The organism is Winogradskyella vidalii (assembly GCF_013403955.1).
GTDB classification, from domain to species: Bacteria; Bacteroidota; Bacteroidia; order Flavobacteriales; family Flavobacteriaceae; genus Winogradskyella; species Winogradskyella vidalii.
The window spans coordinates 553,854-577,754 of record NZ_JABFDG010000001.1; the positions used below are offsets into that span (position 1 = coordinate 553,854).

A 23,901-nucleotide genomic window follows, 5' to 3' on the forward strand; every position below is an offset into this window, starting at 1 on the left:
GTATGGGAACAAAAAAAGGCGTTCTTTTTATAGAACGCCTTTTTTTATATGATTTATATGTTTCAATATTATAACTTAAATACGGCTTGTAAATGATATTGGTAATGATTATTGTCATAACCACTTTCAGGATGGTTAAAAGCAAATTTAGCGATGGTTTGCGCTTTCAAACCAAAAGTTCTATTACGGTTTAACCAAAATAAAACACCTCCTCCTAAATTAGCAGAAACATTAGTTTCATCTATATGGAAGAAACCAATACCTGCGTTTGCGTAGATATCAAACCAATCTGTATTTCGACCTCGACCAAAAATAAGCTCGCCAAAGTAATATTTTAGATGTGTATCTAAAGATAAATAATTATACTCTTTATCTGTAGGTTCGAAATCAATACGTGCATCTTGTGAAAATCCATTAAACGTTATTGACTGTTCTATAGAAAAGTCATCAGCCCAATTAAGTTCTATTGCAGCAGCAATAGGAGTTTGGAAAGTCCAATCATCAGGACTATTAATCGGAGACCGAGTTCCTAAGGAATTAATAGCATTAACGCCTACACTCAAAAACCACTCATTATTATACCTTTGTGCGTAAGATGAAATACTAAATGATGCTAATAATACTATTAAAATTAATTTTTTCATTTTAAAACAATTTTGGTCAAAGTTAAACTTTATGTATTATAAAACAAATTAATGGATTATAAAACCTAATTTAAATGTAATAATAATTAAAAAAAACTAAAAGAGAATTAATTTATGTTGAAAATTAATAAGTTACAACCAATTTTAATATTATTTGATGATTAATTTTAGGTTAAGAGGGCTTATATATTATTAGAAATTAGAATAATTTGGACTTTTTAAAAAGTTTATTTTTTATGATGTGTTTAACGTAACTAGTATTGGTAATCACTAAATATAAACGGTTGAATGTAAATTTAGTAAATTGTTTAGTAAAGGAGACAAGGTAGTTTAGGGGTTTGTAATAAAGCATTGCTTTGTAGAATAATTTTCTGTAAGTCATGTAATAATTAGACGGTACTTTTGAAAACTCAGGAAAATAATACTTCACCAACTCTAAATAGGACTTGCCATATTTCAATTTTAATAATGTTGTTATAAAATCATCATCGATATAAGCATCGAGTGCAATAAAATCATAATGCGACTTAAAACTAATTCTATTGTAATAATGACCAAAATCATTCAGTTGCCAACTGAGAACTATATGTTTTCTAAAGTGATTGATGTGCGGAATCGCAACACCATTAACAATGGTTTTCGAATTAATAACATTTTCCATATCCATTAATGACCAATACGATTTATTGAGTAATTCAGAATGTAACTCTATGGCCGCTAATTTATCCGTTGCTATTAAGCGGTCTAAATGTCTAAAATCTTTTTTGTCATAAGCAAACCCTGAAGTTTTGTCATAACCCGATACTTTTAGAAGGTTAAAAGCCTTGTGTAGTTGCGGTTTTGCCACTAAAATATCAATATCACCCACCATACGCTCTCCATTATCTTTAAAATAACCAGAAGCTAGTAAGGCGGTACCTTTTAAAAATACATGGTCTATAGAATTATCATTTAAAATCTTGGAGATGTTATGTACCTGATTTAATATAGATTGGTTTCTAGAACGATTGATATTGGTAATCTGTTCTAAATAATCCACTAATTCCTTAGGTAGTATATGTAGTAATTGTTTAGCTTTTAATCTACAGTAAAGTGCTGGTAATACCAAATGTTTGCTGCCTTCAATGACAATAGTATCCCAATCAAAATTTGCGGCGCTTATTGTTTTTGCTAGCTGTGAATTAGGATAGCTAAAACTTAACATATGGGCCATATGTTGATTTATAGTCGCTAATTTAGACATAGATGTTTAACTATTATTAAATGCTAATCAATAATAAGTAATTCCTTTAACTTAATTGTTTAAATAAGGTAGAAATTTCTGAAGTCACACTTTTAGTATCGCTATAAGTTAATTGATACAATTTTTGAGTTGAAAGCCAATCTAAAAATTGTTGGGCATGTTTAGGGTCTGGAGATAACCATGAATCTGGTATTAAAGTTTCTAAAATGGTTTTTATAGAAACGGTTTCTAGTTTCGTGTTACTACCAGGTGTATAATTTACCAAAATTATAGCGCGGCATGGGTAGTGGTCTTGTTCTGGTTTTTGAGAAGGAATGTATTTTAACTGCCCTTTAGATTTGTTAAAAGTAACCAGTGGTAAAGTTTCAAAATTAGGAACTAGAGGTTTCAGTAAATCAAAAGCGCCAGCTTTAGTAGAAATGGCAGAAGGATTATAATAAATATGTTTGTTTTCTGACAGTAGTGGTGATACATCATCAGCTAATAAATAGAAACCATTTAAAGCTAGTAACGTACACAACGTACTTTTACCTTTTCCTGATTGACCCACAAAAAGCATTGAAGCATTTCCATCGGTAATAGTCGAACCATGTATTGTTCCTATCCAATCTTGTTCCTCTTTATCATGTAAAGCACAGAGTAAGTGCATTATAAATTTACCTTGAATTTTATGGTAATTATATTTTGAAGCACTAATTAGTGGTTGTTGGTCTTTAAACAAATATAAGTTATCGTTATCTAAGTAAATATCAAATGTGGTGCCAGCGGATATAGGTGTCTTAGTAAAATAGTGTGCTATAGCCGGGTGAATAACTTTTGCAACAGCTTCGGAGCTATAATAAATTTGTATAGTTCTGTCTCCAAAAGTATACTGCTTTAATATATTTCTATTTGAAGGGTTTAATGTAACCGAAGAAATTTGAGGTGTAATATAAGGAATGTTAGAGTCCTTTAAATAACTATATAAGGTTTCAGCTATTGTTCTGCTTTCTGAAACGTTAATGTGATTTGATAATGTAGCTGTAAATTGATTAGGCGTCTTAGATTCTAAATAGGTTTCTAAAAGAAGATTAAAGTCAGGTTGAACTACACTATAACTATTAGAGGTTTTAAACCAAAATACCCAATAATCACCATTAAAATGTTTTAACGTAGGTGCTAAATTAGTATTCAAATTTAATAAGAAAATTATTAATTAAATGGATTTCCACCTGCATCTGGTGCCGAGGTATCTTGAGCTTTTAAAGGGTTTAAAATCACAAAAGTACCTACGGCAGTTAATGCCGCATATTTCCCCATTTTTTTAATAGCGTCTTTACGGGTGATTTTATCTGTATTGTTATCTTTTTTCATGGGTTATGCCCTAGGTTTTGAGTTCAAAAATAAGAAAATATTTTATTTATAAAAGATAAATCTTAAAAGGTTTATCTAAAAAAAATGTTTTCAGCTAATGTTAAAAAATCAAAATTAATAAATTCTATTTTAAAATGCTGTAGTTTAGTAACTTAATTTTTTTTAAAAAAAATAATACACTGTTAATATAATTATTAATTAAGTAATTAACAGTGTATTATATAATAAATAAGTGATTTTATTTATTCTTTTCTTTAGTGTATAATTACTTTTTGAGTTTTATTTTGTATACTATTAGTTAATTGTATTATATATATGCCTGCATTTAAGTTGCTTACATCTATAGTTTGTAGGCTGTTATTGTTTTGTAATTGTGTACTACTAATTCTTCGTCCTTGTACATCGTAAATGGTAGCTTTAGTCGTGGTTGCTAGTTCACCTGCAACAACAATAGTTTTATCTGCTTTATTAGCGTATATATTTAAATAATCTAATGTGTTATCTATTGTAGATAGTGCGCTATTTGATACCTGCAAGTAGAATCTACCCATACCACTTAGCGCTGTACTTGGCGTTAGTACATAATCACCAGTATTTAATAATGTAGATGTATTAGTAACATTGTCTTCTAGGTATACATTAACCGTGCTTGGTAGTGAAAATTCACTGATACTAAACGTTAATTGTTCGCCTTGGTTGGCATTTACACCAAGTGGAATCGTTACATGAGATAAGTCAGTTAAATTTAAAGCTTGAAGCGCTATAGGTACTCCGTTGTTATCTTCCACTAAGTGTGAGAATAATGAGAAATTCGGAGCCGTTCCTCCCCAAATTTTAGCATCGTAGCCTGCATCTAACCCTTGACTAGCATGAGTGTTAAAATAAAATTGAGTTGTATAATTAGTAGTTGTAGTACTGGCCTTGAGTTTAAAAAAGGTTAATGTATTGGCATCACGACCAGCAATAAAATCATCACCGTTACCTGTGGTTCTCATTGAGGTTTTAAATTCTAGATTGTACGAATCAACATGGTCAGCATCAGCAGCAACTAAGAATCCTTGTCCTGGTGCCATAAGTTGTCCTGAAGCATTAGTAAGGTTAATGATATTCCAACCGTCGGAGGTATCTCCATCATAACCATAAATACCAGACGTGTCACTTAATAAATCTATATTCATGATACCTGTAGCTACTTCATGTGTTAAAAAGGCTTCAATATCTAGGTACGAAGGGTAAGGGTTGCCTATTAAATTCCAGTCTTCGTAACTAGAACCAGAATATTCAATATTAATATCAATATCTTCCTTATTAGCAGTACCTGTAAATATAAGTGTAGACGTGTCGTTTGTTGTTGCTCTATAACCTGTTCCTGCTTCTAATATTGTAGTAGCATTAGCTGTGGTGTTATAGTTTTCATAGTCACCTGTCGTTTTATTAAATATGGCAAATGCTTTCTCAGTAGCATCAGAAGGATTGGTAAGTAAGTTGCTGTTTGCAGTTGCGAATGCTCCAAAAGTCTGACCAGATAGTGGTGGTGTTATTAAATCATTATTTCCATTAGCATTTGTGTCACCTAAACCTAAGTTGCCATTAACGTGGCGCTCATAGTTAATAGTGCCTTCAATAGTCCCATCTAATATTAAGCTAGAATAATTATCTGATACCGATTCTAAAGTTATAGCCTCTGTTACGGTTAACGTCGCTTCGGAACTCACAGTTAAAGCAGCACCAGGATTAACCGTTACTGAGTTAATAGATGAGTCAGATGAAATGGTAGCATTACCAGAATTAATAACAATAGCATCATTAGCAGTAGCTGTACCATTTGGATTGCTTGGTGACCATGTGCCGTTGAAGGTATAGGTGGTTGCTGTTGCACCGCACTCAGCAGTATGAGACCCTAAATTACTAATCGTGTCTTGAGGGTAACCCGTCCACTCACTATCTAAAGTAGGGAATGTACAACTTGCAGGATCAACAGTAATGCCTCCACATATATCAATGTTTCTTATTAGAGTTTGGTCTTCAGTATTATTTTCTCCATCACTCCATTCACTTCCTGGATCACAACCTATGTTTCCAATAATATCTATAATTACACCATCTTTTTTTAATACTAAAGCATCATCTCCATTAAAATTACATACACTAGAACTGTATGCGGTACCTTCATATATTGAAGCACTAGAGTTTTCTAAAACGATGACCTCACCATTAGCAAGTGTTGCAGGGAATCCTGAACTAAAATCTTCTGTGTTGTTCGGGCTAGAACCACCATTGGCGTATAATTCAATAGAATAATCTGTAAGGGTTACATCTGCACCTGTACCATTATATATTTCTAAATATTTATTATTGCTTGAGCCTTCAATGTACTCTGAGAAAAATAAATCTGTCGCTCCAACTATAGGTTCAGTAATATCAAAAGAACTGCTGTCTACTGTTGCAAATACTCCGTCATCTGCAGTTAATACCAAGCCTGTACTAGCTACAGTGTGTGTGAGTGTTGCAAATGTAGCAATACCATTTACTGCGGTTGCTGTTACTGGTGTTCCGGTCAATGTTCCTGTAGACGTAATGTCTACATCTAAATTATAATCTGTATCTAAGTTACCATTGGCATCTACACCAGAAACCGTTACAGCGGGTGACATTGCAATATTAAGTTCAGTATCGGAAGGTTGTTGAGAGAAAATAAGTTCCGTAGCATCAACCTCAATAGTCATGTTATTTCCAACGATATCTCCTAAGAGGAACGGATCAGCAAGACCAGAACCCATGATATCCGTTGCAAATCCATTAGCGCTTTCGTCTATTTGTAATTGTATTACACTACCATCTATTATAGATGTTGTGTTTAAGTATAATCCTAATAAAAACTCTAAAGATGAGTTGTCCGCTACTACAATTGGACTTCCAAAAGTTAATACAATTTCAGTATCAGTAATAGATGTTGTCGGTGTGTAAGATACAACGTTTCCGTCTAATAGCGTAACCCCTTGTATGTGGTCTGTCCAATCGGCCGTATTATTTGGTCCTGGAACAAAACGCATCGTAGTAATGTTTGTTGGTTCCGCATCGGTAGTTCCTTGATCTTCTACTTCAAATCCAAAAGCATCAAATGAGGTTACACTTGTAGTGTTGCTAGCTGCAGTAATTGTTGCAGTAGCGACTTGAGATGTTGGTTCATACACTTCAGTGTCTGAATCATTTGGTGCTACGCCAGCAGCAACTTCTATATCATCTAAGAACCAATTATCACCATTATCTTGTGTCATTACAAAAGCGATATAAATAGTTTGACCATCATAAGAACTTAAATCAACTATTTCTTTAAGGTAAGTAGTTCCATACGAAGTTTTGGTTGTAATTGTGTTAAAGGATTCACGGTCAGTTTGTGAAGAAGTTGATACTCTAATTGAATAATCACTCTCATCTCCATAACCAGAATCTCTTGTGTAGAACGATAATTCAGTATTAGTAATTGATGATAAATCTAAAGCAGGAGTTACTAACCAGTCTTCGGCAAAACCGCCAGAAACATTTTCGTAGCGTACATAAGCAGCAACAGAACCTGAATATGCTGTTGTGCTAGTAGTCCAATCTTGTCCAGTTCCAGAATTATTTGTGCCTCTATAAGAAGTCCAGCATGTCGGTGGTACACCGCTTTCAAATCCTTCTGTAAATGGAAATGAAGTTATAGCTGCACATGGTGTTGTAAAAATTCCTATAAGTTCTGTAAGATTATAACATGTGTTTATGTCATTATATTCATAGACAGCAAGGTGGTATGTTGTGCCTTGAGATAATCCATTAACGTTAAAATCAATAAGGTCGCCACCGATTCCTGGGTTAGAGCTTTCATTGCCATTATACACAGCAAAGTTACCATTACCTAGTTCATCTGCGCTTAAATCTCCAAAATTACTATTTGCAGTATAGCTCGTTCCACTAGTAGGGTCTTCATCTACAGCAGAGCCTTCTTTCATTAAAACTAGAACTTTATCTCCACCACCTCTTGTGAATTCAATAGAAACATCTGTTGCTGTAAGTGATAGCGTTGTAAAAGTAGAAGCTTGTATTGCTGGAGCAGTACAAGCTAATGTCGCATCATCCGCAACTGCTGCACTCCAAGATGTAGCTTTTCTTGTAAATACTGAAAAATGGTAAGTGTTTCCGTTGGTTAAGCCTGTTACCGTTGCGGAAGTTCCAGTACCTTTATAAACAGCATATTCGCTACTTCCTACATCTGAACCAGATCCAAACTCTGTATTTGCGGTATAAGCAGAACCATTACCTGTTGGTGTAAACGTTACTGCAGATATTTCTTTGGCTATGACTAAAATTTCATCAAAACAACTACCATTAGACCATGTTAAATCTACTTCTTCGTTACCTTCACTTGCCGTAAATGCAGTAACATCTGAAGGTGTAGAACATTCTGTTGTAAAACTACCAGTTAAGGCAGGTGTTAAATAACAGTTGTCAGTAGTATTATATTCATAAACAGCAACATGATAAGTTGTTGCTTCAGTTAAGCTAGTAATGCTTACTGAGCTCGTAGCAGATTCAGAGTGTACCACATAATTCCCAGTCCCTATTGGGTCTCCAGAAGTAAAAGTTGTATTACCTGTGTAAGTAGTTCCAACCTCAGGATCTGTATCAACAGCTGAGCCTTCTTTTACAACGACCAATACTTCATCACCAGTTCCATCAGCCCAGTTTAAGGTTGCAGATGTCGTACCTAAAGCTGTTGTGCTGTAAGCTGAAGCTTGGGTTATTGGGGCAGTACATGCTGGGGCACCAGCCGTCCATGTAATGTTGTCTACTGCAACTCGGTCTGCACCACCTCCATTAGATCCTCCAATATTATTGTCTATTCTAATATCAAAGTCACCAGAGACGTTTATTCCGTAAATTGTAGTTGCTTGAACTGATCCGCTATAAGGAACAGTTCCCAAGCTTGAACCATTAATTAAAACATCTAAATTTCCAGATCCTCCACCATACTTTCTTTGAGTTGTAATTGTAATGTCTCCAATACCACCACTAATAGTTCCAGATTGAATGTAAGTGTTAGCTTTGTCATCATTCATAGTAATGGCTCTACTATCAATTGTTTCGTCTGTGCGGGAGTTTGTTGCTGTCCATGTAGAGCCATCATCTCCTGTCCATGATCTACTTAAGTAAGATCCATTTGAGGATAGATCACTAAAGGTTTCAGTACCTTGGGCAAACCCCAAAATAGTCATCATTAAGGCTATTAAAAATAAGTAAACATGTTTCATGCGTAATAGAGGGGTTTTTTTTAATAAAGCCTAGGTAATGCACCTGCATCTAATGGATTTAGGTGTATTCTTTTTAATAGACAATTATTAAAATAGATTATTAATTAATAACATATATATTAATAGTGCTCTATTGAGCGCTAATTATTAGGGATAGCAAATATAGAATTAGTTGCTATGGTGAAGTGTTATATATATTAACAAATTATTACGGTTTTGTTAGGGATATTACGAGGAATTTATAAGGGTGTGATTAAGTAGTTGGAGATTAGTTTTTTAGCTGTTTGGTGTTACTTGGAGCTGCTTTTCTAAGTGTTTGCCTATGTTAATAAGTTCTTAATATTAGGTTTGTATTTTAAGTTTTTTTGTAAAAAAAAAAGCGCATCGGTTAAGATGCGCTTTTTTATTTTTTATAAGATTTTCAATCATCTTAAAATCACTTTCTGTGTTTTTTGTTGTGAACCATCTGTTAAGGTTACTACATAAACGCCATCTTGCAAATCAGAAGCATCAATTTCATTTATTAAGTTGCGGCTTTCTAAAGTTGTATTAGAAACCAAACGCCCTTGGATGTCATAGATTTTAGCTGTAGCGCCTTCATTAATGATACCTTGTATAATAACTGTTTTAGGTGATTGCTGTGTGTGAATTTTAATACTGTTAAAATCTTCATCACCAACCGATAAGGTACTGTTTTCAGAAACACGCAAGTAGAAACGACCTGTACCACTTAAATTGTTGCTTGGTGTAATTACATAATCACTTGCAGATATTAAGGTGGTGGTGTTTGTTAAGTTATCATCTAAATAAACCTCTACAGAACTCGGCAACTCCATTTCTGTAATAGAAAAAGTTAATTGTTCGCCAGCGTTAGCATTGACGCCCAATGGAATGACAACATCCATCATATCTGTAATACTTAGCGACTGTAATGCTAATGGTAAACCAAAACCGTTTTCATCTTCAACTAATTCTGAGTAAAGAGCAAAACTAGGAGCTGCATCACCTAATATTTTACCGTCATAACCGTGGTCTAAGTCTTCACTAGACTGTTCGTTAAAATAAAACTGAGTACTATAGTTTTTAGTTGCCGTATTAGCGCTAAGCTTAAAGAACGTTAATGAGTTGGCATTACGTCCCGGAATAAAATCATCTGAGTTTCCGGTTGTCGTCATAGAATTATTGAACCTAATGTCATATGGTGGTAGTGCATTAATAGTAAGGGGTGGAAAAGTTAATACTTTAGTAAGAGACTCCTCAATAGCAATTAAAAATCCTTGACCTGGAGCCATAAGTCTATCTGTGCCTTCTAAATTTGCAAGTGTAATCATATCCCAACCATTTGAAGAATCCCCGTCATACCCATAAATACCTGACCCTGAATCAAGCAATTCCATGTTTGAGAAGCCTATTGTTCCAGATTCTCCATTTAGAAAATCAGAAATACTTATATAAGAGGGGTATGGATTACCAATGAGGTTCCAGTCTCTGTGAGGTGTTGTTAAGTCTTCGTAGCTAACAGTCACATCAACTGTTTCTGCTGGCATAGTTCCAGTAAACGTCAGTGTAGTGCCACTATCTGTCGCGGCTCTATAACCTGTACCACTTGTTAAGGTTGGATTATCAGCATCAGTGTAGTTTACATATTCTCCCGTAGCTTTGTCAAAAGGAGCAAAAGCATAGGTTGTTGGGCTTGTTGCACCATTATCCAATAAATCGCCTATATTTGTGTCTGAGCTTAAAAAGTCAGACCAAGTTTCTCCAGCCAATGGTGCTGAGATAAGGTCATTACCGTTGGTATTAGAATTTACGTAACGCTTGTATTTAATATCGCCGCCTGTTATGGTAGCACCATCACCGTTATATATTAAGCTTGAATAACTATTAGAGGCAGATTCTAAAGTCACGCCTCCATCTACAGTTAAAATAGCACCACTATTAATAATTAAACCTGCACCCGGACTTACCGTAACCGTATTAATAGACGTACTAACTGTTATGGTAGCATCACCAGAAGTCACCTCAATTGCATCACTGATGGTGGACAGGCCATTTGGGTCACTTGGAGACCATGTACCGTTAAAAGTATATATAGTTGTTAATGTAGTTGCGCTAGCTTCAGGTATAGTAATATCTGTTTTGTAATCTATAAAACTCCCTGGTGCGTTTGTATATGGATAAATTTTAAAATTATATTCTGTACCACTTGTTAACCCTGTAACATTATAGGTTTGAATTCCTGAAGCAGAAGCAGTCAAGTATATTCTTGCATTAGGAAAATTCCAAGACGCAAAATTTAAAGGGTCTCCCACTGTTCCATCTACTGGTGAGTAAAAAGTATTTAGATTTTTTTTGCCGACAATTAAAAATCCATCTGCAGGTTGCGCACCATGATTAACATTCCAAGTTAAATCAATCTCTGAATCTGAAACTACAGTAGCAGTAAAATCTATAACATGATTTGTTGGTTCTTGTTTTGGGTTTACGGTTAATACACCAGCTTTATAGGTGCTACCATCCCAAAAATTACCATCGGAACCATCAGTTGTAATACCGCCATAAGCAAAATCACCACCTTCAACCGAAAAACGACTTACATAATAATAAGTGCCTGGTGTTTCAATTGTGGTTCCAATTTCTGTTTCATAGGTATATGTACCAACACCTGTAGCTGTATAGCTTTGGTAAGTTGCTTCTTTCCATGTCCACAATGCTGCATCTGCAAAATCAGAAGTAGTTGTTGGGATTGTTGTACTGTAGCCAATCCATGCGCCAATATCCGAATTCGGACCTGCCGTGTCGGTTATATTTGTTTGACTAATTTCAGAAGAAACGTTGAATGTAGCACCTTGGTATATATTGCCATTATCAGGAGATTCTATGTTACAATAATCAACTAAAATTGGAGTGCTTGCATTAATTTTTAAAGACCCTGTGGCAGTAGTGTTAGCAGAGGTTACGCCAAAATGAGTTTCGTTAACAGGATTTTCCCAAATCATGTCTCTTGCTCCAGCAGCAACATAATAAGTTCCTGCAGCGAGACCTGATAACCAATCTTCTCGGTCAATAGCGCCTAAAGACCCTGTTCCTCCATCATCATCATATTGAAGTAAGTTGCCATAGGCGTCATAAATACCAATTTCTGTATCAAATCCACTAGGTGAAGACCCTTCAGTGTCTACTATTAATCTTGAGCAAAGACCATCGTAAATTACTTCTACCCATATGATAGGGTCTTCAGATGCATCGTAATCACTTACAGTATGAGTGTCAACATCGCCACAGCCTTCAATAGTTAATGTTGCTACGGTTGTTGGAATTGAAGTTGTACTAGTGTCTAAATTCACCTCCAATTCACCAGACTCATTAGTTGTACCATCCCAAATACCACCAACTCCACCATAGAAATATGGAAGTGCATCTACTCTAAAACGACTTACATAATAATAATTCCCTGGATTTAAACCGATATCTGTACCTATGTCAGCAGTATATTCGTCGTTATTTCCAGTTGCTAGAGGATTAAATGTAGCTGTAACCCATGTCCATTCATTGAAATCACCAACATTAATATCATTAATTTTTATATAACCGATTTCTGCTTCCAATAGTGGTACTTCTGTTGGCGAAATATCTGTTGCACCTGCGATGTATACTTCTGCAGAAACATTGAAAGCACTTCCTTCTGTAATTGTGCCGTTGGAGATAGTTATGTCACAATAAGTAATTTGATCACTAAATGTGTTATTAGCTGAATTCTCATTAGAAACCAAATAGTCTTCTGTCCCATCATATGGTGCAGTATTAGGGGTTTCTGTAGTAAACCCAAAACCAGAGTATCCTATTAGTAGAGATACCAAAAATGCGTAAAAGTTTTTCATAATGTAAAATTAACTTAGTTAAAGCTTAGCTTTTGTATTAAAATTAAGATATGCCTTAATATAAGAAATACCCTAGGTTTGTCAACTCTTTATCTGTTTAAAGAACATACCTTATGCTGCTAATTTGTTGAAATTAGGCTAAGTGTGTCATATTGAGTGCGGTCAAATATAGTAAAAGTTCGTATTTAACCTACTATTTTCTTTTAACAAATCTTTGAAATTGTTTTTTTTACCGATGTAAATAGGTGACGATTATAATTTTTAAGCTCTTATTTTATAGTGTATAATGTTGATTGTAGTTTTGTTGTTTAGTGTTTGCAGTTTTTTAAGCGAACGAAAGGATTACATGTGATTAGCTTAGATGTGAGAAGGGGGGTATTTAAAAGGTGTATTTGTTGTGCTTTTAATTAGTGGTTTCATGTAAATCATGTTATGGTGTTGAAAGTTGTTGCTGTGTTTATAGTGTAATAGCTCTATTAAATTACTTGAAAATATTTTAAAAATTAGGTGAGGGTTCGGCTTTATCTTGTCAAGATATAATTAAATGTTTGAAGTTCTGTAATATCTAGCGGTTATTAATTAATAGGGGACAATTCATTAAAAAAAAACAAATATTCTAATAGTGATAGGTTCAATATAGATGATTCACGGCTAAGTTAAAGGAGGAGGTGTAAATAGTCATTATAATGACGTATTAAGTGCAGTTAAAAAATCTAATATCCTAAATTTGAGGTCATTTCGATGATGTGCCTTTAGCTATTATATTTTTAGACAGCTTATTTAAATTTGAGGTTGAAAGTCGTAATTTAGTGTAGAGTTTTAATTGCTTAGTGTTAAGAATTAAGTATTTTTGCTCACTTAGCAAATAAATGAACAAACCATTTAAGTTATAATATAAATTTAATTGTGGTGTCGTTTGTTCAGTGGTCTAAAAATAAAGGTAAAGGAGAATGTTTTAATGGACTTAAGATTTGAAATTTAGTAAACGTCACTTAGCTAAAACCATCACGTGGCGCCTTATAGGAACATTAGACACCTTCCTGTTGTCTTGGTTGATATCAGGTGATATGGCTGTAGGTGCTCAGATTGGTGTTTATGAATTAATTACTAAGATGGTTTTATACTACGTTCATGAAAGAGCTTGGTTTAAGTCCGCCATTAAATCGTCTAATAAGCGACATGTCTTAAAAACATTTTCATGGCGTGCTGTGGGCACTATAGATACCATAGTTTTAGGGTGGTTAGTTTCGGGTAACCCATTAACAGGTTTAAAAATTGGAAGTGCAGAGATTGTTACCAAAATGTTATTGTATTTTGGGCACGAAAAATTATGGTACCGTATCGATTTTGGTTTGGATCAAAGAAACCGAAGAAAACGCTTAGAGAAGCTTAAAAAATCTAAAAAACAATGAGTTTAAATACCGTTAGGCATAATTATAAAATCACAAAGTTAGACCGTGAAAAAAAACATGGTCACAAAGCTTTTTTATTGTGGTTTACAGGGTTGTCTGGCTCTGGAAAATCTACATTGGCTAATTTAGTTGAGGTAGAGCTTCATAAAAAAGGCATCTCCACTTTTAGCTTAGATGGGGATAATATTAGGCAAGGTATTAATAAGGATTTAAGTTTTGCACCTGAAGATCGCACCGAAAATATTAGACGTATTGCAGAAATTGGCCATCTAATGGTCGATGCTGGCGTGGTTACAATGGCTGCTTTTGTGTCGCCTTATATTAAAGATAGAGAAAATATAAAAACCATTGTTGGTGATGACAATTTTATAGAAATCTACATCAATACCTCATTAGAAGAGTGTGAACGTCGCGATGTTAAAGGCTTGTATAAGAAAGCACGTGCTGGTGAGATTAAAAATATGACGGGTATTTCAGCACCTTATGAAGCCCCTTTGAATCCCGATTTAGAAATTATAACCGATAATCAGACTATTGAAACATCAGTTCAAACCATTTTAGACTTTATTATTCAAAAATTAAAATAAAACACATGAGTAATTACGTAATCAATCATTTAAAAGAATTAGAATCGGAAGCGATTTTTGTCATTCGTGAAATAGCCGCACAATTTGAGAATCCTGTATTGCTATTTTCAGGAGGGAAAGATTCTATTTTGTTAACCCATTTGGCCAAAAAAGCATTTTATCCGGCAAAAATTCCATTTCCTTTAATTCATATTGATACCGGGCATAATTTTCCTGAAACAATCGCTTTTAGAGATGAATTGGTTGAAAAACTCGGTGTTAAATTAATTGTGGGTTCTGTACAAGAGGCGATTGACAAAGGTCGAGCTAAAGAAGAAACAGGCGCTGATGCATCTCGTAATTCACTTCAAATAGTGTCTTTATTAGATACCCTTGAAGCTTATAAAGTAGATGCAGCCATGGGTGGCGCAAGACGTGATGAAGAAAAAGCACGAGCCAAAGAACGTTTCTTTTCGCACCGTGATGAATTTGGACAATGGGATCCAAAAAATCAAAGACCAGAATTGTGGAATCTATTTAACGGCCGTAAGAATTATGGGGAGCACTTTAGAGTTTTTCCTATTTCTAACTGGACTGAAATGGATGTTTGGGAATATATTAAATTAGAAAACATTGATTTACCATCACTTTATTTTTCACATCAACGCGATTGTGTAGTTAGGGATGGTGTAATTTTAGCAAATTCTGAATTTATTAAATTGAAAGAAGGCGAAGAAGTTGTAAATATGACCATTCGTTATAGAACATGTGGCGATATGCCTATTACTGGTGCGGTAGAGTCTGAAGCAGATGATTTGGTTAAAATTATTGAAGAAATTGCAACGACAAGAACTACAGAGCGTGGTGGACGTGCCGATGATAAACGTGCCGAAACAGCAATGGAAGATCGTAAGAAGCAAGGATACTTTTAGAAGAAGCATTAATAATGAGGGATTAGATGTGAGTTGAGAGATGAAAGATGAGTCATGAATAAACAGCATTTTCCTTTTGTGTCTTTAGCGCCTTTGCGAGCTAAAAGAAGTTAAAGAACAAAGCTGATTAAGTTACAGTATTCACTTTTTGCAACTTCGCGAATGGTGAAAGAATTAAACAAGAAATAAAGAATAAAGCTAAAAGCGAACAATAAAAAATTAAATAAATGGATTATCAAGACATAGAATTATTGCGTTTTACAACCGCCGGAAGTGTAGATGATGGAAAAAGTACATTAATAGGACGTTTGTTATACGATAGTAAATCAATTTTTCAAGATCAATTAGATGCCGTTGAGGAGTCTAGTAAGTCTAAAGGGTTTGACTATGTAGATTTGTCATTGCTAACGGATGGATTAAAATCAGAACGTGAACAAGGTATTACCATCGATGTAGCCTACCGTTATTTTGCGACGCCAAGACGTAAATTTATAATTGCAGATACACCAGGTCATATTCAGTATACCCGAAATATGGTAACAGGTGCATCAACAGCTAATTTAGCGATTATACTAATTGACGCCCGTAAGGGGATGTTAGAGCAAACCCATCGTCATGCATTTATTGCGTCACTATTACGAATTCCTCATGCTATTGTTTGTGTTAATAAAATGGATTTAGTGGATTACAGTGAGGAAGTTTACGACACTATTGTTTCCGACTTTAAAGCGTTTTCTTCAAAATTAGGGATTAAGGATATTCAGTTTATTCCTATTTCAGCTTTAAACGGCGATAATGTGGTTAACCGTTCAGAAAAGATGGATTGGTATCAGGGCAGTACGTTAATGTATCATTTGGAAACAGTTCATATTTCTAGTGATCATAATTTAGTGGATTGTCGTTTTCCTATTCAGTCTGTTATTCGTCCACATACATTAGAAAATCAAGATTACCGAGGGTTTGCTGGTCGAGTTGATGGTGGTGTATTTAAACCAGGTGATAAGGTAAAATCATTGCCTTCAGGATTTGTGTCTACGATTAAAACCATAGAGTTAAACGGCGAGCAAATTACAGAAGCTTTTGCACCAATGTCGGTAACCATGACTTTAGAAGATGAAATAGATAACAGTCGTGGTGATATGATTGTTCGTGAGAATAATGTACCAGAAGTGAGTCAAGATTTAGAGGTGTTGGTGACTTGGATGAGTGCAAGTCCTATTCAGGCACGCACTAAAGTGGTGGTTAAACATACCACAAATGAAACCGTTGGTATGGTAAAAGAATTAAAATACAAAATAGATATTAATACTTTACACCGTATTGAAGCTATTGATAAAGTAGAAATGAACGATATCGCACGTTTGTCTATTAGAACAGCCAAGCCATTATTTTTTGATGCTTATAAGAAGAATCGCCAAACAGGAAGTGTAATTATTATCGATGAGCAAACCAATGAAACTATTGGTGCGGGAATGATTATTTAAGTTTAAAAACGTGATGCGTGATTAAAGAAGCGTTTTGGGGTTGGTGAAGCGTTAAGTGTAACGTGTGTAGTTTAAAGAAACAAGAGCGTATTAAGTATTGTAAGCCCCCCATCACAAACCACGAATCACAAACCACGAATCACCAATCACAAAAAAATGACTAAAAATTTAAAAATAGCAATTACCGCAGCCTTAGAAGCCGGAAAGGCCATTTTAGAAATCTATCATTCTAATGATTTTGAAATAGAGTTAAAAGGTGATAATTCACCGTTGACTAAAGCTGATTTGGCTTCACATCATGTGATTATGTCGCACTTAAAAACGACTGAAATCCCTGTGCTTTCAGAAGAAGGCAAGTCGATTCCTTACGATGAAAGAAAAGACTGGAGTCAATTATGGATTGTAGATCCTATTGATGGTACTAAAGAGTTTATTAAACGCAATGGTGAATTTACGGTTAATATTGCCTTAATTGAAAACCAGAAAACAACCATAGGTGTTATTTATGTCCCTGTTTTAGGCGATTTGTATTTTTCATCTAAAACTTTGGGGGCTTTTAAAGTCAAAGTAGATTTAGACGATTATAGTATAGAGAATTTAATTCGTAGTGCAAGTCAATTACCGTTAGAACGCGAAGATAAAACCTTTACGGTGGTAGCGAGTCGTTCGCATATGTCGCCAGAAACAGAAACTTACGTTGGTGATATGCGCCAAAAGCACGGTGAGGTAAATTTAATATCTAAAGGCAGTTCATTAAAATTGTGTATGGTAGCAGAAGGCACCGCTGATTGTTACCCAAGATTTGCACCAACCATGGAGTGGGATACAGCTGCAGGTCAGGCCATTTGTGAACATGCAGGTTTTGAAGTCATCGATTGGAATACTAAAAAGCCGATGCTTTATAATAGAGCAGAATTATTGAATGCTTGGTTTTTGGTGAGAAAATAGTTTATTAGACTTGAAGTCTTCTTTATATTTATAGCTCAAATTAGAGTAATTACTTATTTAGGAGCTCAAATTTAAAAACTGTACACTTTCGAGTTTGAGGTTAAAAAGTAACATTGTCTTATAAAATATGACCAATCAAAAAAACATACTTATCACTGGTGGTGCAGGATTTATTGGGTCTCATGTTGTGCGCTTATTTGTACAAAATTATCCAGAGTTTAAAATCTATAATTTAGATAGTTTAACTTATGCTGGTAATCTTGAAAATTTAAAAGATGTTGAAGATTACAAAAATTATCATTTTCTAAAAATAGATATTACGGATGCTGAAGCTGTTAATCAGGCGTTTGAACAGTATAAATTTAATAAGGTGATTCATTTGGCGGCCGAATCTCATGTGGATCGTTCTATAACCGATCCCTTAGCTTTTGCTAGAACCAATATTATGGGAACCTTGAATCTTTTACAAGCTGCTTTAAATCTTTGGAAAGGTGACTTTAAAGATAAATTATTCTATCATATCAGTACTGATGAGGTGTATGGGGCGCTAGGTGAAACAGGCTTGTTTACAGAAACGACAGCCTACGACCCTAATTCACCTTATTCGGCTTCAAAAGCAAGTAGTGATCACTTTGTTAGAGCTTATGGTGAAACCTATGGCTTGCCATTTATAATTTCAAACTGTTCTAATAATTATGGCCCTAATCAGTTTCCTGAAAAATTAATTCCGCTGTTTATTAATAACATTATTTCAGGAAAAGCACTTCCAGTATACGGGGATGGTAATTATACCAGAGATTGGTTATTTGTGATTGATCATGCAAAGGCCATTGATTTGATTTTTAGAGAAGGTGAACTTAAAGCAACCTACAATATCGGTGGTTTTAACGAATGGAAGAATATCGATTTGGTAAAATTGCTTTGTCAACAGATGGATGAAAAGCTCAATAAACCTTCAGGAACCAGTGAACAATTAATCACTTATGTTAAAGATCGTCCGGGTCACGATTTAAGATATGCAATTGATGCTACTAAAATTAATAAAGAACTTAACTGGAGCCCTTCGGTAACGTTTGAAGAAGGTTTAAGTATAACCATCGATTGGTATTTAGATAACACCGAATGGATGGAGAAAGTAACCAGTGGTGATTATTTAAAGTATTATCAAGAGCAATATAGTAGTGCCGAATAATTAAGATAAATTAAAAAGCAATGAAAGGAATTATTTTAGCAGGCGGCTCGGGTACAAGACTACACCCCTTAACTTTAGCGGTAAGCAAACAGTTATTGCCTATTTATGATAAACCGATGATTTATTATCCGCTGTCGGTTTTATTGCTAGCAGGTATAAAGGACATTCTAATTATATCTACACCACACGATTTGCCTAATTTTAAACAACTTTTAGGTGATGGAAGTCAACTGGGTATTCAATTGAGTTATATAGAACAGCCGAGTCCCGATGGTTTAGCACAAGCGTTTATTTTAGGAGAAGATTTTATTGGTGACGACGATGTGTGTTTGGTTTTAGGTGATAATATTTTCCATGGCGCAGGACTTCAAAACATCTTATTAGATGCCGTAAAAACTGTAGAAAAAGAGCAAAAAGCTGTAATTTTCGGGAACTATGTTAAAGACCCCGAGCGCTACGGTGTAGCAGAGTTTGATGATCAAAAAAATGTCATTAGTATTGTTGAAAAGCCTAAAGTACCAAAATCTAATTATGCTGTTGTTGGTTTGTATTTTTATCCGAATTCAGTGGTGAAAATTGCTAAAAATGTAAAACCATCCAATCGAGGGGAATTAGAAATAACCTCAGTAAATCAAACCTATCTCAATCAGCAGCAATTAAAATTACAAGTGTTAAGTCGTGGGTTTGCCTGGTTAGACACCGGAACACACGAAGCATTGACAGAAGCTACAGAATTTGTGAAAGCTGTTGAAAAACGAACGGGACTTAAAATTGCCTGTTTAGAAGAAATTGCGTTAGCCAGTTCTTGGGTATCAAAAGCAAGTGTAGCAGAACGTATTCAAAATCTTAAAGGTGATTATTACGATTATTTAAAGCAAATTGTCTCTAAGTAATTTTTATTTTAAAACTTTAAAAAGAAAGCAAAGTCTGATATTTTTTTAGCTTTGCAAGCGCATAAATATTTAATTTAAAAAGGTTTATTTTCTAAAATATTATGAATAAAGTTGCATTTATAACAGGGGTTACAGGGCAAGATGGTGCTTACTTAAGTGAGTTTTTACTGAAAAAAGGTTACGAAGTACATGGCTTAAAACGCCGCTCGTCATTATTTAACACTGACCGTATAGATCATTTATATCAGGATCCGCACGTCGATCATAAGAATTTTTTCTTGCATTATGGCGATATGACGGATAGTACCAATCTTATCCGTTTAATTAAAGAAATCCAACCCGATGAAATTTACAACTTAGCGGCTATGAGTCATGTAGCAGTTTCGTTTGAAATCCCAGAATATACAGGGAATGCCGATGGATTAGGAACACTACGTATTTTAGATGCGGTTCGTTTATTAGGTTTAGAAAAAAAGACACGTATTTACCAAGCGTCAACGTCCGAACTATATGGAAAGGTTCAAGAAGTGCCTCAGTCAGAAACCACACCATTTTATCCACGGTCACCTTATGCTGTTGCTAAAATGTATGCCTATTGGATTACCGTGAATTACCGTGAAGCTTATAATATGTATGCCTGTAATGGTATTTTGTTTAATCACGAATCGCCTATTAGAGGGGAAACCTTTGTAACTCGAAAAATCACGAGAGCGGTATCTAGAATTGCATTAGGATTACAAGATAAATTTTATTTAGGAAATTTAGACGCACAACGCGATTGGGGACACGCCAAAGATTATGTGCGTATGATGTGGATGATTCTTCAAGCTGAAGAAGCTGAAGATTGGGTGATTGCCACCGGAAAAACGACAAGAATTCGTGACTTTGTTAAAATGAGTTTTGACGAAGTAGGTATTGAATTAGAATTCAAAGGCGAAGGTGAAGATGAAAAGGCTTATGTTACTAAATGTAATGACCCTGAATACCAATTAGAAATCGGAAAAGAAGTCTTAGCTGTAGATCCTCGTTATTTTAGGCCAACAGAAGTGGAGTTGCTAATCGGTGATGCCTCTAAAGCAAAACAGAAATTAGGTTGGGAATGTCAATATGATTTAAACGACCTTGTTAAGGATATGATGCAAAGTGATATTAAATTGATGCAACAACAACAGTACCTTGAAGCTGGGGGCTATAAAACCATGAATTATTTTGAGTAATTAGGGGACGTGATTGGTGATTGGTGAATAGTGATTGGAGATTGGAGATTGGTGATGGGTGCTTGGTGATTGGTGAAGTGTATATTCTGTATTACGAACCCCGAATAACGAATCACAAATAGCGAACAACGAGTAACGAATAACGAATAACGAATCACAAACAACAAACAACGAACAGTGAAAACCCACAAAGATTTAGACGCTTGGAAAAAAGCAATGGATTTGGTCGAAGACATTTACAAATGTTCTCAATCGTTTCCATCTAATGAAGTTTATGGTTTGACGTCTCAAGTAAGAAGAGCAGCGGTTTCCATTCCGAGTAATATAGCAGAAGGTGCGGGGAGAAAAGGGGATAAAGAATTTATTCAGTTTTTATATATAGCTTTAGGGTCATTAGCAGAGGTGGAAACACAAGTGCTTATCGCAAAACGGTTAAATTATATAGATGATACCCAGAAGATGACACACGCTATAGAACGATTAACAAAGTTAATTTATGGACTCATACGCTACATAAAAACAAAATAGGCCAAAACAACAACGAACCACAAGTAACGCAACACAAATCACGAATCACGAACAACGAACAACAAATGACGTATCCCGAATCACGAATCACCAATCACCAATCACGAATCTACATCGCTGGTCATCGTGGAATGGTAGGCTCCGCAATTTGGAGAGCACTAACTGCTAAAGGTTATACCAATTTAATAGGAAAAACCAGCAAGGAACTCGACTTAAGAAACCAGCAAGCGGTTAACTATTTCATAGCTAAAGAGCAACCAGACGTTATCATCGATGCTGCGGCTAAGGTAGGCGGAATACTTGCTAATAACAGTTATCCTTATCCATTTTTAATGGAGAATTTACAGATTCAGAATAACCTTATTGATGCCGCGCACAAGTTAAACGTTAGTAAATTTATTTTTTTAGGCAGTTCTTGCATTTATCCTAAGTTTGCACCACAGCCACTTAAAGAAGCGTATTTATTAACCGATAGTTTAGAGCCAACTAACGAATGGTATGCTATTGCAAAAATTGCCGGTGTTAAAGCTTGTGAAGCCATCAGGAAACAATTTGGTAAAGATTTTGTAAGCCTTATGCCTACTAATTTATATGGTCCTCACGATAATTTCGATTTAGAAAGTTCGCACGTGATGCCAGCGATGATTCGGAAATTTCATGAAGCCAAAGAAAATAATCATGCCACAGTCACCTTATGGGGAAGTGGCACACCAATGCGTGAGTTTTTATACGTTGAAGATTTAGCCGAAGCCACTATATTTGCAGTCGAAAATGTGTTGCCAGAACACTTATATAATGTAGGCACCGGAACCGATGTCACTATTAAAGCTTTAGCCGAAACCATTCAAAATAGTGTAGGTCATAAAGGCGACATCATTTGGGACCGTACAAAACCCGATGGCACACCACGTAAATTAATGGACAGTTCTAAATTGCGAAGCTTAAACTGGGCGCCTAAAGTAGCTTTAGAAGACGGTATTAAACTAGCTTATCAGTGGTATTTAGAAAATAGCAATACGGCTAGAACGAATTAAAGAGATTTGAATATGAAACGATTGCTACTTGTGGTTGGTACAAGACCAAACTATATAAAGGTTACACAATTTAAAAAAGTAGCGGCACAAAAATTCAGTGGTAAATTTGAAATTAAAATTGTGCATACGGGGCAGCATTTTGATAAAGCCATGGCCGATGACTTTTTTAGACAATTAGACATCTATCCCGATTTTGCGTTAAACATTCCAAGAAGCACGGCAAACAAACAAATTGGAGAAATAATGATTCGTTTAGAAGACGTTATCAATCAATTTAAACCCCATATGCTATTGGTGCCTGGCGATGTTAATTCTACGCTTGCAGCGGCAATTACGGCTAATAAAATGAATATTCCTCTAGGGCATTTAGAAAGTGGCTTACGAAGTCTTGATCGTTCCATGCCAGAAGAAATTAACCGCCTCCTAGTAGATGAAATAACTGACCATTATTTTGTAACCGAACAAAGTGGTATCGATAACTTAATTAAAGAAGGCAAACCAAAGGAACAGATTCATTTTGTGGGCAATACCATGATTGATACTTTGGTGGCTTTTGAAGCAGATATTAAAGCCCAGACGGTTTTAGAAGACTATCAACTTACACCTAAGGCATTTATTTTAATGACGATTCATCGGCCAGCCACCGTAGATCATAAAGCAGGTTTAGAGCAATTATTAAGGTTGCTTAGTAAGTTGACTAAAGATCATCAGATGGTATTTCCAATGCACCCAAGAACATTAAATCATATAGAAAAGTTTGGTTTGCAAGCTGACTTTGAGAACTTAAAGCAGTTAACTATTACAGGACCATTAGATTATTTTAGCTTTCAAAACCTTATTCATAACTGCAAAATGGTATTAACGGATAGTGGCGGCATACAAGAGGAAACCACCTTTAAGCTAAAGCCTTGTTTAACACTGCGCCCCAATACAGAGCGGCCTAGTACTATTACAGAAGGTTCAAATACCTTATTAGATTTTGATATTCTAAAAATTATGGAACAGGTGGACGCTATTGCAACTGGAAACTATAAAAAAGGAAAAATTCCAGAATATTGGGATGGGAAAGCTACAGAGCGTATTTTAGAAGTGATAGAAGGCATACAGAACAGCAATAACTAATAGAATTTCAACCAGATTCGCCATATTATGCTTCTAATAAGAATAGGCTTTAAATTTGCTTTTAGTAGAATAAAAATGTAAAGTTGCAAATTCTGTATAAATTGCTTTTATAGAAAGAATTAGACCTTAGTTAAAGTTAAATGAAGCTTAGTATTGACTTTTAA

Annotated in this window: 17 protein-coding genes; 11 read left to right on the forward strand and 6 right to left on the reverse strand. The window is 35.0% G+C overall.

The window, feature by feature from the left end; translation table 11 throughout:
• Window positions 1-68: 68 nt before the first annotated feature.
• The 6 genes from HM982_RS02145 to HM982_RS02170 all read right to left on the reverse strand — a co-directional run bounded on the left by HM982_RS02145 (window position 69) and on the right by HM982_RS02170 (window position 12,409).
• A complete protein-coding gene (locus HM982_RS02145; RefSeq protein WP_179351473.1) occupies window positions 69-644 on the reverse strand; it encodes an outer membrane beta-barrel protein in 576 nt (191 codons plus the stop codon).
• A 199-nt stretch (window positions 645-843) separates the two neighbouring features.
• Window positions 844-1,887, reverse strand: a complete 1,044-nt coding sequence (locus HM982_RS02150; protein ID WP_179351474.1) for a nucleotidyltransferase family protein — start codon at window positions 1,885-1,887, stop codon at window positions 844-846.
• Between the two features lie 46 nt (window positions 1,888-1,933).
• Window positions 1,934-3,061: a hypothetical protein gene (locus tag HM982_RS02155; protein ID WP_179351475.1), complete on the reverse strand. Its 1,128-nt coding sequence runs from the start codon at window positions 3,059-3,061 to the stop codon at window positions 1,934-1,936.
• Window positions 3,062-3,078: 17 nt separating this feature from the next.
• Window positions 3,079-3,240, reverse strand: coding sequence for a hypothetical protein (locus HM982_RS02160; protein ID WP_179351476.1), 162 nt, complete (start codon window positions 3,238-3,240; stop codon window positions 3,079-3,081).
• Window positions 3,241-3,494: 254 nt separating this feature from the next.
• Window positions 3,495-8,528, reverse strand: a complete 5,034-nt coding sequence (locus HM982_RS02165; RefSeq protein ID WP_179351477.1) for a T9SS-dependent choice-of-anchor J family protein — start codon at window positions 8,526-8,528, stop codon at window positions 3,495-3,497.
• Between the two features lie 425 nt (window positions 8,529-8,953).
• The gene (locus tag HM982_RS02170) at window positions 8,954-12,409 is read right to left on the reverse strand and encodes a T9SS type A sorting domain-containing protein (protein WP_179351478.1); all 3,456 of its coding nucleotides are present in this window, start codon (window positions 12,407-12,409) and stop codon (window positions 8,954-8,956) included.
• A 971-nt stretch (window positions 12,410-13,380) separates the two neighbouring features.
• On the opposite strand from HM982_RS02170, the gene HM982_RS02175 reads away from it, so the two are divergent.
• The 11 genes from HM982_RS02175 (at window position 13,381) to wecB (ending at window position 23,737) form a co-directional block, all read left to right on the forward strand.
• A complete protein-coding gene (locus tag HM982_RS02175) occupies window positions 13,381-13,821 on the forward strand; it encodes a DUF2061 domain-containing protein (protein WP_179351479.1) in 441 nt (146 codons plus the stop codon).
• Window positions 13,818-14,408 carry an adenylyl-sulfate kinase gene (gene cysC, locus HM982_RS02180; RefSeq protein ID WP_179351480.1) on the forward strand — a complete coding sequence of 197 codons (591 nt, stop codon included), beginning with the start codon at window positions 13,818-13,820 and terminating at the stop codon, window positions 14,406-14,408. The genes HM982_RS02175 and cysC overlap by 4 nt, the downstream gene beginning before the upstream one ends.
• A gap of 5 nt (window positions 14,409-14,413) precedes the next feature.
• On the forward strand, window positions 14,414-15,319 hold the full coding sequence (gene cysD, locus HM982_RS02185; protein WP_179351481.1) for a sulfate adenylyltransferase subunit CysD: 906 nt from the start codon (window positions 14,414-14,416) through the stop codon (window positions 15,317-15,319).
• Window positions 15,320-15,546: 227 nt separating this feature from the next.
• Window positions 15,547-16,803, forward strand: a complete 1,257-nt coding sequence (locus tag HM982_RS02190) for a sulfate adenylyltransferase subunit 1 (protein ID WP_179351482.1) — start codon at window positions 15,547-15,549, stop codon at window positions 16,801-16,803.
• Between the two features lie 156 nt (window positions 16,804-16,959).
• On the forward strand, window positions 16,960-17,751 hold the full coding sequence (cysQ, locus tag HM982_RS02195) for a 3'(2'),5'-bisphosphate nucleotidase CysQ (RefSeq protein ID WP_179351483.1): 792 nt from the start codon (window positions 16,960-16,962) through the stop codon (window positions 17,749-17,751).
• A 127-nt stretch (window positions 17,752-17,878) separates the two neighbouring features.
• Complete coding sequence (gene rfbB, locus HM982_RS02200; RefSeq protein WP_179351484.1) at window positions 17,879-18,943, forward strand: dTDP-glucose 4,6-dehydratase; 1,065 nt, start codon at window positions 17,879-17,881, stop codon at window positions 18,941-18,943.
• A 20-nt stretch (window positions 18,944-18,963) separates the two neighbouring features.
• Window positions 18,964-19,836 carry a glucose-1-phosphate thymidylyltransferase RfbA gene (gene rfbA, locus HM982_RS02205; protein WP_179351485.1) on the forward strand — a complete coding sequence of 291 codons (873 nt, stop codon included), beginning with the start codon at window positions 18,964-18,966 and terminating at the stop codon, window positions 19,834-19,836.
• A gap of 101 nt (window positions 19,837-19,937) precedes the next feature.
• Window positions 19,938-21,053, forward strand: coding sequence for a GDP-mannose 4,6-dehydratase (gmd, locus tag HM982_RS02210; RefSeq protein ID WP_179351486.1), 1,116 nt, complete (start codon window positions 19,938-19,940; stop codon window positions 21,051-21,053).
• 177 nt (window positions 21,054-21,230) lie between these two features.
• Window positions 21,231-21,581 carry a four helix bundle protein gene (locus HM982_RS02215; protein WP_179351487.1) on the forward strand — a complete coding sequence of 117 codons (351 nt, stop codon included), beginning with the start codon at window positions 21,231-21,233 and terminating at the stop codon, window positions 21,579-21,581.
• Window positions 21,582-21,646: 65 nt separating this feature from the next.
• A complete protein-coding gene (locus HM982_RS02220) occupies window positions 21,647-22,615 on the forward strand; it encodes a GDP-L-fucose synthase family protein (protein WP_179351488.1) in 969 nt (322 codons plus the stop codon).
• 12 nt (window positions 22,616-22,627) lie between these two features.
• Window positions 22,628-23,737, forward strand: coding sequence for a non-hydrolyzing UDP-N-acetylglucosamine 2-epimerase (wecB, locus tag HM982_RS02225; RefSeq protein ID WP_179351489.1), 1,110 nt, complete (start codon window positions 22,628-22,630; stop codon window positions 23,735-23,737).
• Window positions 23,738-23,901 lie beyond the last annotated feature (164 nt).

Coding starts and splice junctions, on each gene's coding strand:
- HM982_RS02145 (WP_179351473.1), bottom strand. CDS start 644: ATGAAAAAATTAATTTTAATAGTATTATTAGCATCATTTAGTATTTCA.
- HM982_RS02150 (WP_179351474.1), bottom strand. CDS start 1,887: ATGTCTAAATTAGCGACTATAAATCAACATATGGCCCATATGTTAAGT.
- HM982_RS02160 (WP_179351476.1), bottom strand. CDS start 3,240: ATGAAAAAAGATAACAATACAGATAAAATCACCCGTAAAGACGCTATT.
- HM982_RS02165 (WP_179351477.1), bottom strand. CDS start 8,528: ATGAAACATGTTTACTTATTTTTAATAGCCTTAATGATGACTATTTTG.
- HM982_RS02170 (WP_179351478.1), bottom strand. CDS start 12,409: ATGAAAAACTTTTACGCATTTTTGGTATCTCTACTAATAGGATACTCT.
- cysC (WP_179351480.1), top strand. CDS start 13,818: ATGAGTTTAAATACCGTTAGGCATAATTATAAAATCACAAAGTTAGAC.
- cysD (WP_179351481.1), top strand. CDS start 14,414: ATGAGTAATTACGTAATCAATCATTTAAAAGAATTAGAATCGGAAGCG.
- HM982_RS02190 (WP_179351482.1), top strand. CDS start 15,547: ATGGATTATCAAGACATAGAATTATTGCGTTTTACAACCGCCGGAAGT.
- cysQ (WP_179351483.1), top strand. CDS start 16,960: ATGACTAAAAATTTAAAAATAGCAATTACCGCAGCCTTAGAAGCCGGA.
- rfbB (WP_179351484.1), top strand. CDS start 17,879: ATGACCAATCAAAAAAACATACTTATCACTGGTGGTGCAGGATTTATT.
- rfbA (WP_179351485.1), top strand. CDS start 18,964: ATGAAAGGAATTATTTTAGCAGGCGGCTCGGGTACAAGACTACACCCC.
- gmd (WP_179351486.1), top strand. CDS start 19,938: ATGAATAAAGTTGCATTTATAACAGGGGTTACAGGGCAAGATGGTGCT.
- HM982_RS02220 (WP_179351488.1), top strand. CDS start 21,647: ATGACGTATCCCGAATCACGAATCACCAATCACCAATCACGAATCTAC.
- wecB (WP_179351489.1), top strand. CDS start 22,628: ATGAAACGATTGCTACTTGTGGTTGGTACAAGACCAAACTATATAAAG.